Annotated in this window: 11 protein-coding genes and 1 pseudogene; 8 read left to right on the top strand and 4 right to left on the bottom strand. The window is 71.3% G+C overall.

The annotated features are described in order from the left end of the window. The first annotated feature begins 131 nt into the window (after positions 1–131). Positions 132–1,106, top strand: coding sequence for a Rieske 2Fe-2S domain-containing protein (locus ACFDTH_RS15180; RefSeq protein ID WP_375288401.1), 975 nt, complete (start codon positions 132–134; stop codon positions 1,104–1,106). Here the strand turns inward: ACFDTH_RS15180 and ACFDTH_RS15175 are convergent. Continuing rightward, positions 1,082–2,347, bottom strand: a complete 1,266-nt coding sequence (locus ACFDTH_RS15175; protein WP_375288400.1) for a hypothetical protein — start codon at positions 2,345–2,347, stop codon at positions 1,082–1,084. The two genes, ACFDTH_RS15180 and ACFDTH_RS15175, sit on opposite strands and share 25 nt — an antisense overlap. Positions 2,348–2,427: 80 nt before the next feature. Between ACFDTH_RS15175 and ACFDTH_RS15170 the strand changes: the two genes are divergently transcribed. Next, the gene (locus ACFDTH_RS15170) at positions 2,428–2,796 is read left to right on the top strand and encodes a hypothetical protein (protein WP_375288399.1); all 369 of its coding nucleotides are present in this window, start codon (positions 2,428–2,430) and stop codon (positions 2,794–2,796) included. A 4-nt stretch (positions 2,797–2,800) separates the two neighbouring features. Here the strand turns inward: ACFDTH_RS15170 and ACFDTH_RS15165 are convergent, their stop codons facing one another. After that, a complete protein-coding gene (locus tag ACFDTH_RS15165) occupies positions 2,801–3,148 on the bottom strand; it encodes a hypothetical protein (RefSeq protein WP_375288398.1) in 348 nt (115 codons plus the stop codon). A gap of 132 nt (positions 3,149–3,280) precedes the next feature. On the opposite strand from ACFDTH_RS15165, the gene ACFDTH_RS15160 reads away from it, so the two are divergent. Both ACFDTH_RS15160 and ACFDTH_RS15155 read left to right on the top strand, forming a co-directional pair. Beyond that, positions 3,281–3,745, top strand: a complete 465-nt coding sequence (locus ACFDTH_RS15160) for a carboxymuconolactone decarboxylase family protein (RefSeq protein WP_375288397.1) — start codon at positions 3,281–3,283, stop codon at positions 3,743–3,745. Further along, positions 3,732–4,610 (top strand): sigma-70 family RNA polymerase sigma factor, encoded by an 879-nt coding sequence (locus ACFDTH_RS15155; RefSeq protein WP_375288396.1) that lies wholly within the window; start codon positions 3,732–3,734, stop codon positions 4,608–4,610. The genes ACFDTH_RS15160 and ACFDTH_RS15155 overlap by 14 nt, the downstream gene beginning before the upstream one ends. Positions 4,611–4,659: 49 nt before the next feature. Here ACFDTH_RS15155 and ACFDTH_RS15150 read toward each other — a convergent pair whose 3' ends face one another. Beyond that, complete coding sequence (locus ACFDTH_RS15150; protein WP_375288395.1) at positions 4,660–6,957, bottom strand: TonB-dependent receptor; 2,298 nt, start codon at positions 6,955–6,957, stop codon at positions 4,660–4,662. A gap of 70 nt (positions 6,958–7,027) precedes the next feature. Between ACFDTH_RS15150 and ACFDTH_RS15145 the strand changes: the two genes are divergently transcribed. The 3 genes and pseudogenes from ACFDTH_RS15145 to ACFDTH_RS15135 all read left to right on the top strand — a co-directional run. Next, positions 7,028–7,336: a hypothetical protein gene (locus ACFDTH_RS15145; RefSeq protein ID WP_375288394.1), complete on the top strand. Its 309-nt coding sequence runs from the start codon at positions 7,028–7,030 to the stop codon at positions 7,334–7,336. Next, entirely contained in the window at positions 7,333–8,874 is a 1,542-nt protein-coding gene (locus ACFDTH_RS15140) for a PepSY-associated TM helix domain-containing protein (RefSeq protein WP_375288393.1), read from the top strand. The genes ACFDTH_RS15145 and ACFDTH_RS15140 overlap by 4 nt, the downstream gene beginning before the upstream one ends. Next, positions 8,871–9,110, top strand: a pseudogene (locus tag ACFDTH_RS15135) (DUF3325 family protein); the annotation flags it as partial. The gene ACFDTH_RS15140 and the pseudogene ACFDTH_RS15135, both read left to right, overlap by 4 nt. A 63-nt stretch (positions 9,111–9,173) precedes the next feature. Here the strand turns inward: ACFDTH_RS15135 and ACFDTH_RS15130 are convergent. Continuing rightward, a complete protein-coding gene (locus tag ACFDTH_RS15130) occupies positions 9,174–10,073 on the bottom strand; it encodes a LysR family transcriptional regulator (protein ID WP_375288392.1) in 900 nt (299 codons plus the stop codon). A gap of 89 nt (positions 10,074–10,162) precedes the next feature. On the opposite strand from ACFDTH_RS15130, the gene ACFDTH_RS15125 reads away from it, so the two are divergent. Next, the coding region (locus ACFDTH_RS15125) for an aldehyde dehydrogenase family protein (protein ID WP_375288391.1) at positions 10,163–10,539 on the top strand (377 nt) is incomplete at its 3' end.

Here is a 10,539-nt window from a genome sequence, read left to right as displayed (position 1 = left end):
GGCGCGCGCGGGGTGATCGAATATTGGGCGATGCATGCCGGCCATCTCTCGCGCGCCCGCCGCCTCGCGGTCGCCGCGCTGGCGGCAGGGCTGGAGCGCTGGGCGGTGCCGCTGATGCGCCGGCACGGCTGGTGAGCTGGCCCGCCGCCATCGCCGCCGGCTGGCACCCGGTCGCCGAGCTGGCACGGCTCGGCCGCCGCCCGCTCGCGCGCCGGCTGCTGGGGGAGCCGCTGGTGGTGTTCGCGGGCGAGGACGGCCCGGTGGTGCTGCGCGATCGCTGCCCGCATCGCGGTATGCCGCTCTCGGGCGGGCGGGTCCGCGAAGGGCGGATCGTCTGCCCCTATCACGGCTGGGCGTTCGGCGCAGGTGGCGTCTGCCGCGCGGTGCCGGGCTCGCGCGAGGTGCCTTCGATCCACGCCGCGGCGCTGCCGGTGCGGGTGGCGGCGGGGCTGGTCTGGACGACTTTGGGCGAAGGCGCCTTCCCGCGGCTGCCGCCGGTGCTGACCGATCCGGCGCTCGACCGCTTCTGGTGGGTGCCCGCCGCCTCGCCGGCGCGGGTGCTCGACGCGCTGGAAAACCACCTCGATCCCGCGCATCCCCACCACGTCCACCCCTGGATCGTCCGCGCGCCCGACAAGCGTGTCCCCACTCGCGTCGCGGTGCGGATCGAGGCGGATCGCGCCTCGGCGACCTACCACGAGCAGACGCAGGCAACCGGGCTGATCCCGCGGCTGTTCGAGGGCCATCGCACCACCAGCATCGGCCGGCTCTGGCCGCCGCTGACCGGCGAGGTGGCGTTCGAGGGGCCGCGCGGCCTGCGCCTGTCGATCGCGGTGGTGTTCGCGCCCGAGGACCACGGGGTGACGCGCCCCTATGCGCATTTCGCCACCCCGCGCGGGCGGCTGCCGGCGTGGCTCAAGCGCGTGTTGCTCAAGGCGTTCCACCGCCCGATCCTGGCGCAGGACCGCCGCGCGCTGGCGGCGCAAATGTCGCGCGAGGGGGCGTATGCGATCGGCCCGCTCGATTTCCTCGGGCCGGCGATCTGGGCGTTCGCCAACGGGAAACCGCCCGAGCCGCGCGTCTATGAGGCGGAGATGCTGCTCTGATCCGGGCTCCATTCCCGCCGCACCCGCCGCAGCTTGGTCGCGTTCGCCGGCGGGATGTCGTGCGCCACTGTGATCGTCGCGCTCGCCCCCAGCCGTGCCAGCGCCGCCGCCAGCGCCGCGCGCACCGGCTCGCCGTCGATCCCCTCCGGCAGCGCCACCACGATCGCCTCCGCGCCGGTCTGGACGATGCGGAAGTCGTCGATCCGCCGGTCCGCATCGAGCAGCGCATTGCGCAGAACGTCGGGCGTCACCGCCACGCCCCCCAGCAGGAGGATGTCGTCGCGCCGCCCCTCCACCGCCGCCACCGCCTGGAAGGCGGACCCGCACGGGCAGCGCGCGTCCGACAGGCGCAGCAGGTCGTTCATGCGATAGCGCGCCATCGCCTGCGCGCGCCGGGTAAAATCGGTGATCACCGGCTGCACCAGCGCGCCCGCCGGCTCCCATTCGAACGCCACCGCATCCTCGGCGAGGTGCAGCGTGCCGTGCGCGCAGGAGACGCCGAGCAGCCCCTCGGTCGCCATGTAGATCTGCCGCACCGGGAGCCCCGTGGCGGCCGCGATCGGCGCGGCGTCGACCGGGTCGAGCACCTCCGCCGCGCTGAACGCGGTGGCGCCGCGCGATATCAGCCCGCGTTCGGCGAGCAGGCGCAGCACCTTGGGCGGCGCGACGATCGTGTCGGGCGCGAAGGCGGCGAAGCGATCCGCCCAGCCGTCCACGCCATCGTCAAGGTCGAACAGCCCCAGCCGCACCCGGCTGCCCCCCTCCGCCGCCGCATAGAGGCGCGAGAAGCCGGGCAGCGCCAACGCCACCCGGTGCCGCCGCCACAGGGCATCGGGCAGCGCCTTGGCGAGCAGGGTGCCCAGCCAGACATAGCGCTCGGCATCGCTGATCACGAAATAGCCGCGGTTGCCGCTCGTCCCCGTGCTGTGCCCCACCGTGCAACGGCCGATGCGGTTCTCGCCGCGGTCGAGCGCCGCGCGCACCTCGGCCAGCTCCAATCCCGCGACGTTCATCGCGGCGAAGTTCGCCAGCAGCACCGCCTTGTCGATCACCGGCCAGCTTTCCGGCCGATCGGGGTCGATGCCGGCATAGAAGGGCAACGTTGCAAGGTGCCGCCCCAGTGCGCGCAGCCGCCGCGCCTGGTAGCGCGCTACCGCGTCGCGCGAGCGCAAGGTCCGCTCCCGCCACCGCGCCGCCGCATAGGCGCGCGCGGCCAGCGCCATTCCGGTCAGCGGCCGCACGCGCGGAACCGCTCGTCGCTCCGCTCGCTTGTGGTGAGGCAAGCGGCGCTAGGGTGACCGGGATGTTGGGAGTGACGATCATGGCGACGGCGGCAGCCACCAGTCCGGTCGATGCGGCGACCCGCAAGGCGATCCTCGACAGCGCGCGCGTGCCGGTGGCGGAGGCGCTGGGCAAGCCGGTGCTGTTCCGCGTCGCCCACCTCGCCGCCAGCGGCGACTGGGCGTTCTTGCGCGCGGAGATGGAAGGGCCCGGCGGCGCCCCGGTCGATTACGCGGGCACGCCCTTCGCGGAGGCCGCGCAGCATGGCGCCGCCTCGCGCACCTATGCGGCGCTGCTCCGGCGCAAGGGCGATGGCTGGACCGTGGTGGACAAGGCGATCGCGCCCACCGACGTCGCCTGGGAAGACTGGGCGACCCACCACCGCGCGCCGCCCGCCATCTTCGGCTGACGCCTCAATAGCTGCCGTGTTCCTGACCCGGATACCACCAGCTGAGCGTGGTTTTGAGGTCATAGGTGGAGAGCACCATGTTGCCACGGTTGCGCTCATAACCCATCGCCGGCCGCCCATCGAGCTTGCCCGCCCACCAGCCGGTCTGCTTGCGGCCGACGAACACGTGTCGGCGCCCGCCCGCCTCGAACACCATCCGGTGCATTCCGCCGCCCGCCACGGTGTCGGTCAGCCGGCACGCCTTGGCGGGGGCATAGTCGATCGAGCAGCGCACCGCATCGGTCGCGGGGGTGCGCGGCTGCGCGGCGAGCGGGGCCGCGGCCAGCGCGGCGAGCAGGAGGAAGCGCGTCATCGCGCCGCCAACGAGGGGCGCCGGGCCGGGTTCCCGCGGCCACACGTTTGAGAAATCGCACCGGCCATGTCACACCCGGCCATGCCGTCTCGTCTTCCTACCGAGCCACCGCTCGAACCAAGGAGACCCACCATGACGCCCCGCCTCGACAACCCCCACGCGCTCTTCCCCGCCGGCATCAAGGCGATGGTCGCGCTGGAACAGGCGCTGCACGCCTCCGGCCTCGATCCGGCGTTGCTGGAGCTGATCAAGCTGCGCGCCTCGCAGATCAACGGCTGCGCCTTCTGCATCCACATGCACACCACCGCCTTGCGCGAGCGCGACGTGCCCGAGATGAAGCTCTACCTCCTCTCCGCCTGGCGCGAATCGCCCTTGTTCTCGGACCGCGAGCGGGCGGCGCTGGGCTGGACCGAGGCGCTGACGCTCCTCGCTGAGACCGGTGCGCCAGACGCCGACTATCAGGCGCTCAAGGCCGCGTTCAGCGAGGCCGAGCAGGTGCAGCTGACGCTCGCGATCGGCGCGATCAACGTGTGGAACCGGCTCCAGGCCGGCTTCCGCGTCGCCCACCCGATGGAGGGGCTGCGTGCCGCCGCCTGACACGCGGCTCGCGGACTTCGAGGCGCAGCGGCCCCGCCTGCTGCGCCTCGCCTATCGCATGCTCGGCTCGGTGAGCGAGGCCGAGGATGTCGTGCAGGAGGCGTGGCTGCGCTGGGCGCGGGTGGAGGCAGGCGTCGATACGCCCGCCGCCTATCTGACCCGCGCCGTTACCCGCCTGTGCCTCGACCAGCTCAAGTCCGCGCGCGCCCGGCGCGAGACCTATGTCGGCGCCTGGCTGCCCGAGCCTTTGCTCGGCACCACTGACCCCGACGAGGCGATCGCCGACGACCTGACGCTCACGCTGATGCTGGCGATGGAGCGCCTGTCGCCGCTGGAGCGCGCCGCCTTCCTGCTCCACGACGTGTTCGACGTGGCGCTGCCCGAGGTCGCTGCGACGCTCGGCCGGGAGCCCGCCGCCGTCCGCCAGCTCGCCTCGCGCGCGCGCCGCCACGTCCGCGACGAGCGCCCGCGCTTCGCGGTGCCGGCGGAGGAAGGGGAGCGGATTGCCCGCGCCTTCTTCGCCGCGGCGCGCGACGGCGATGCCGCGGCGCTCACCGCGCTGCTTGCCGAGGACGTCGCGATCCATTCGGACGGCGGCGGCAAGGTCATCGCCTTCCTGAACGTCATCCGCGGGCTCGACCGCGCGGTGCGGCTGTTCACCGGCGTCGCGCGCAAGCCGGGCTACAACCCCGAATGGCTGCGCGCCGCCACGATCGACGGTCTGCCCGGCTATCTCAGCATCGACCGGGGCGGCGTGCTCCAGACCAATGCGCTGGAGATCCGCGAGGGCCGGATCGCGGCGATCTACATCGTCCGCAACCCGGAGAAGCTGCGGCATGTGGCGGAGGTGGTGGGGTCGAGATGAATTCCGATCCAGCCTCATCGCGGGAGGGGCTTTAGGCCGGTACCAGTCCCTAGAACCGCCGCTCCACCCGCACGCCGATGGTGCGCGGCGTCACCCGCGTCAGGGTCGCGTCGAAGGCGGGCGTATAGTCGAGCACGTTGATGATCGTGCGCGCGTGGCTGTCGAACAGGTTGTCGACGAACAGGCTGCCCGTCCAGTCGCGCGACTGTAGGCCGATCCGCGCCGACACCAGCGCATAGTCGCCCGCACCCGGATCGGTGTAGCGCACCAGGCCGTTCGGATGCGTGCCATCTTCCATCACCCCGTCGATCCCAGGAAAGCCGGTGATCGCGGCGAGGTTCGACCAGTCCATCGACAGCGCATTCTTGTACGCACCGAGATAATCGACGCGGCCTCCGGCGAACAGCCGCAGGTCCGGGCCGATGTCCGTGACATAGTCGAGCGCGCCGCTCAGCTTCCAGGTCGGGTTGCCCGGCGTCCGCTCGCCCACCTCGCCACCGCCGAAGTTCGGATAAACCTCCGCGATGCGCGTCTCCGCCCAGGTCGCGGTCAGCGTGGTGGAGAGCGCGCGGGTGAAGCGCAGCGTTGCGTCGAACTCGACGCCGTACGCCTCCATCCTCTTCACATTGTCGAGGACGCTGGTGACATATTCGCAGGGCACCGCCGCATAGACGGGCGCGTCGCGCCAGTCCGAATAATAGGCGCTGGCGTTGACCGTCGCGAACCCGCCCGCGTCCTGCACCTTGGCACCGCTCTCATAGGTGCGGATGCGGTCGCCATTGTAGAACTGGCGGACGCGGGCGAGCGCCGCCGGATCGCAGCCGGCCGGGAATTGGCTGTAGTTCAGCCCGCCCGGACGGTTCGCCTGCGCGACCTGGAGATAGTAGAGCTGGCGGGGAGACGGCGTCCAGGTGACGTTGCCTTTCCACCACAGCTTCCCGGTGCTGGGGACGTTGGCATAGGGGGAGGGATCGGTGGGCGGCGATCCGTCCTCGAACTCCTCGATGTAACGATTGTCCTGCTTGTTCCACTGGTAGCGCAGGCCGCCGGTGACCTTCAGCGTCGGCGTTGCCCAATAGCTGACCTCCCCGAAGCCGGCGCGGGTCTCCTCTTCCGACTTGCGGATGTCGGCGGTCTGGTTCGGCATCGCCGGGTCGAACGACAGGACCGGGCTCTGCGTCTCCGTGCCGAGCACGAAGTAGCGCGTGTCGCTGTCGCGCTTGCGCCATTCGAAATAGCCGCCGACCACCCAGTCGAGGCCGGTACCGTCCTGGTCGGCCAGGCGCAGCTCCTGCGTGGTCGAGCGGGTTTTCTCCACCGTGCGCGGCTCGATCTGCTCGCCGTCAGGGCCGCTGTAGAAGGACGCGAAATAATCGTCGCGGCGATAGACGTCGCCATAGCTCCCGACGTAGCTCAGTGTCGCGAAGCCAAGCCGCCAGTCAGCCTCCGCCCAGCCGAGATGGCTGCGAGTGCCTTCCGTCTCGCGGAAGTCGCTGGTGACATAGTCGCCCAGGTCCGCCACCGAGCGCGACAGGTCCGGCAGGTCGCGGTCGTCATAAACGTAGCGCAGGTCGATGGTCAGCGCGTCCGACGGCTCGTAGCGCAGCGAGGCGCGCCCGCCGCGGACCCGGCCGGGCTTCGACTGCCGGCCCTCGGGCGCGAGCCGGTAGGGGCTCTCCTCGCGATTGGCATAGCCGGTGACGCGCAGCGCCAGCGTGTCGCGCACGATCGGCAGGTTGACGAACCCATCGACTTCCCAGCCGAAGTTCCGGCCATAGCGCACGTCGCGCACCGAGGCGGCGGCATAGCCCGAATATTCGTGCGTGTCTGCCGGGCGGGGCACCAGCCGGACGATGCCGCCTAGCGCGCCGCCACCGCCGTCATAGCCCTGCGGCCCGCGCAGCACGTCGATCCGCTCGATGTCATAATTGCTGATGTCGGTCAGCTCGCGCGAGCCGCCCAGGCCCGACAGCGCGACCCCGCCGAGATAGTTCTGCACCGCCGACCCGTTCGGGTCGCCGTCGGGTGCTGTCGCCAGGCCGCGGACCACGATGGTGGACCGGTTGCCGAGATCGAGCACGGTGACGCCCGGCACGGTGCGCAGCACGTCGGCACGCCGGGTCGAGCCCGAGAAGCGATACACCGATTCGTTGAGCGAGGTGGCCGCGCCGGCCTGTTCCAGCAGCGGCGAATCGGTGTCGCGGGTGGCGGTGACGACGATGTCGTTGCCGGGCGCGCTGGTCTCCGCGGTCGCTTCGCCGGGCTGCTGCGGCGCCGACTCCTGTGCCAGTGCGGGTGATGCCGCCACGGTGGCGAGCAGTCCCAGCATGCTCGAAATCATCTTCATGTCGTGTCCCCCCGGACGCTTTGTCGGCTAGGCTATTGCGTATCACTCTCATATTTGCAACTGCACGGCCATGATCGGCGGAGCGATCAAGGCGGCGCGACATCGGCGCATCGACATGGCGTTGCGGATCGCGGCGGCGGTGCCGCTCAACTATGTGCTGACCAGCCTCGTCACCGTGCTGCTCGCGCGACTGCTTCCGGGCGGGCCGGCGCAATCTGCGCTGGGCGCGACCCTCCTGTCGTTCCTGCTCTTCGCGCTGGTCGCCATGGCGGCGTTCGCGGTCCGCTCGGGCTGGCGGTTCGCGCTCGGCATGGTCGCGGCGGGGGCGGCGATCGGCGCGCTCGACTGGGCATTGCTCGTGCAGGCGGGGCGGTTGTGAAGCAGGGGCTGCGCCAATCGATGGCCTGGCTGCACACCTGGGCCGGGCTGCTGCTCGGCTGGCTGCTCTATGCCATGTTCGTTACCGGCACCTCGGCCTTCTTCCAGGAGGAGACCACCCGCTGGATGACGCCGGAGATACAGGCGACCACGACCGACCGGATCGCCGGCTTCGAGAATGCGGTCGCCTGGGTCACCCGCAAGGTGCCCGACGTGCCCGAGGTGACGGTGCTGTCCAGTGGCCGGCGCGCGGCGGGGCTGGAACTCTATTGGCAGAACGGCCCCAAGGCGCCCCCCGATGCGCCTTATACCGCGCGGCTCGACGGCGCCGGTCAGGAGGTGGCCGCGCGCGAGACCCGCGGCGGCTTCTTCCTCTACCGCTTCCATTTCGACCTACATTACCTGCCGGTGATGTGGGCGCGCTACCTGGTCGGCATCGCCGCGATGGCGATGCTGATCGCCATCCTCTCGGGCATCGTCACCCACAAGAAGATCATCGCGGATTTCTTCCTGATGCGGCTCGGCAAGGGGCAGCGCAGCTGGCTGGACGCGCACAATGTGTCGAGCGTGCTGTTCCTGCCGTTCGTGCTGATGATCACCTATACCGGGTTGGTCTCGCTGGCGGTGACCTACATGCCCTGGGCGGTAACCGCCAACTTCGCCGACCAGTCGAAATATTTCGAGACGGCCTTCTATTATCCCCTGCCGCCCGAACGGACCGGCGCGGCCGCGCAGGCGCCCTTGCGCCCGATCCTCGCGGCGGCGGAGCAGCGTCTGAGCACCCCCGCGGGTGCGGTGCGCGTCCTCAACCCCGGCGACCGCACCGCGCGCGTGATCGTCACCGGCGCGCTCGACGGGCAGATGGGCGTGCGCGTCCCATCGCTGACCTATGACGGCACCACCGGCCGCCTGCTCTCCGTCTTCCAGCCCAAGGGTGCGGCGAGCGCGACCGAGAGCGTGATGATCGGCCTGCACGCCGGGCGCTATGCCTGGCCGCTGCTGCGCTGGCTCTACTTCGTCTCCGGCCTCGCCGGCTGCGTGATGGTCGCGTCGGGGCTGGTGCTGTGGGCGCTGAAGCGTCGCTCGCGCCTCAAGCAGGGCGCGCGCGGCCATTTCGGGCTGGTGCTGGTGGAGAAGCTGAACGTCGGCGCGATCGTCGGCCTACCGATCGGCCTCGCCACTTACTTTCTCGCCAACCGGCTGCTCCCGGTCGGCATGGCGGGGCGCGCCGATGCGGAGATCGACGCCCTGTTCATCGCCTGGGGCGCGGCCTTCGCCTGGGCGGCGCTGCGCCCGACGCGACTGGCGTGGCGCGAGACGCTGGCGGTGGCGGCGCTCGCCTTTGCTGCGGTGCCTTTGGTCAATGCGCTCACCACCGATCGCAACCTCCTTGCCAGCCTCGCCGCGGGCGACTGGGTGTTCGCGGGCTTCGACCTGATGATGCTCGCGCTCGCCGCCGGCTTCGCACTCGCCTGCCGCCGCGCGGTCGCCGCGGGACCCTTCGTCCGCCCCTCGGCGCGTCGCGCGGTGCCGGCATGATCCACCTCGCGCTCCTCCTCACGATGCTCGCCGCCTTCGCCTGCCTGTGCGCGGCGGACCCGCGCCACCAGCCGCACCTGTTCGGCGCTCGCCGCAGCGCCCCGGAAAGCCGCCGCCTGCGCCTGATCGGCTGGGCGTTGATCACCGGCGCGACGATTGTCGCCTGTGCCGTGCTCGGCTTCGGCTACGGCCTGGTCGAGGCGCTCGGCCTCGCCAGCATCGGCGCGGTGGTGCAGATGAGCCAGCTGTGCCGCGCGATCCACCGCAAGGCACCGGCGTGGCCGTGGCTGGCGGCGCGGTCACCGATCGGGCAGGCGCCCCAGCATCAGCGCCCGCGCCGCGGCGATCTCCGCGTGCAGCCAGTCGACGAACCTGCTGATCCGCACCAGCCGCCGCACGTCGCGATGCACCACCAGCCAGAAGCTGCGGCGTAGGTCCACCGCCTCCGCCAGCACTCGGACCAGCCCGGGCATGGCATCGCCGATGAAACAGGGCAGCACGCCCAGCCCCGCGCCGTTCGCCACCAGTTGCGCCTGCGCGTTGATGCTGGAGCTCTGGATCGCCGGCGACAGGTCCGCGTCGATCTCGCGCAGGTACTGTAGCTCGGGCGCGTAGATCAGGTCGGGGACGTAGCCGACCAGCCGGTGCCGCCCGAGGTCCGGCACGCGTGCCGGTGTCCCCGCCTCGGTCAGATAGGCGGGGCTGGCATACAGCCCCAGCGCATAATCGGTCAGCCGGCTCACCGTCAGCGGCCCGCTCTTGGGCCGCGCCAGCATGATCGCGATGTCCGCCTCGCGCCGCGACGGGTTGAGGAACCCGGTCGAGGCGACCAGTTCCACCTGCACGCGCGGATAGCTCGCCACGAAGCGCGGCAGCGCCGGCGCCAGTACCTGCGAGCCGAAGCCTTCGGATGCGCTCAGCCGGATCGATCCGCTCAGCGCATCCGCGGCGCCGGCGCCGGCCTGCGCCTCCAGCGCCAGCGACTCCATCCCCTCCGCGCGGGGCAGCAGCCGCTGCCCGGTCGCGGTCAGCGCGTGGCCCGCGGCCGTCTGCTCGAACAAAGTCGCCTGGAGCGCCGCCTCCAGCCGCTTGATCCGCCGCGCGACGGTGGTGGCGTTCTGCCCCAGCAGCCGCCCCGCGCCTTCCAGCCGCCGCGCGCGGGCGAGCGCCAGGAAGGCGCGCAGGTCATCCCAGTCCATCCTGCGAAAATGCAGGCCGGCACTGCGACAATCAACCGTTCACCGCGCGCTTTGCAGGCGGTAGGATGGCATAAAGAGGAGAGGATACGATGCGGACCATCGACCATGTCATCGCCGGCGGCGCGGGCGGCAGCGCGGCGCGCCACGGCGATGTCTTCGATCCCAACACGGGCCAGGTCCAGGCGCGCGTCGCGCTCGGCACCGCCGCCGATCTCGACCGCGCGGTGGCCGCGGCGCAGGCGGCGCAGCCCGCCTGGGCGGCGACCAACCCGCAGCGCCGCGCCCGCGTGATGTTCCGCTTCAAGGAGCTGGTCGAGGCAGAGATGCAGTCCCTCGCCGAGCTGCTCGCCTCCGAACATGGCAAGGTCGTCGCCGACGCCAAGGGCGATATCCAGCGCGGTCTCGAAGTGGTCGAGTTCGCTTGCGGCATCCCCCACGTCCTCAAGGGGGAATATACGCAAGGGGC

The organism is Sphingomonas sp. (genome assembly GCF_042096255.1).
Lineage (GTDB): Bacteria > Pseudomonadota > Alphaproteobacteria > Sphingomonadales > Sphingomonadaceae > Sphingomonas.
The sequence above is the reverse complement of the archived record's forward strand: the minus strand, read 5'-3'. Positions and strand labels throughout refer to the sequence as shown.

Excerpts from the sequence above, each read along its gene's own strand:
- ACFDTH_RS15160 (WP_375288397.1), top strand. The coding sequence starts at position 3,281 with ATGACGCCCCGCCTCGACAACCCCCACGCGCTCTTCCCCGCCGGCATC.
- ACFDTH_RS15170 (WP_375288399.1), top strand. The coding sequence starts at position 2,428 with ATGGCGACGGCGGCAGCCACCAGTCCGGTCGATGCGGCGACCCGCAAG.
- ACFDTH_RS15165 (WP_375288398.1), bottom strand. The coding sequence starts at position 3,148 with ATGACGCGCTTCCTCCTGCTCGCCGCGCTGGCCGCGGCCCCGCTCGCC.
- ACFDTH_RS15130 (WP_375288392.1), bottom strand. The coding sequence starts at position 10,073 with ATGGACTGGGATGACCTGCGCGCCTTCCTGGCGCTCGCCCGCGCGCGG.
- ACFDTH_RS15150 (WP_375288395.1), bottom strand. The coding sequence starts at position 6,957 with ATGAAGATGATTTCGAGCATGCTGGGACTGCTCGCCACCGTGGCGGCA.
- ACFDTH_RS15145 (WP_375288394.1), top strand. The coding sequence starts at position 7,028 with ATGATCGGCGGAGCGATCAAGGCGGCGCGACATCGGCGCATCGACATG.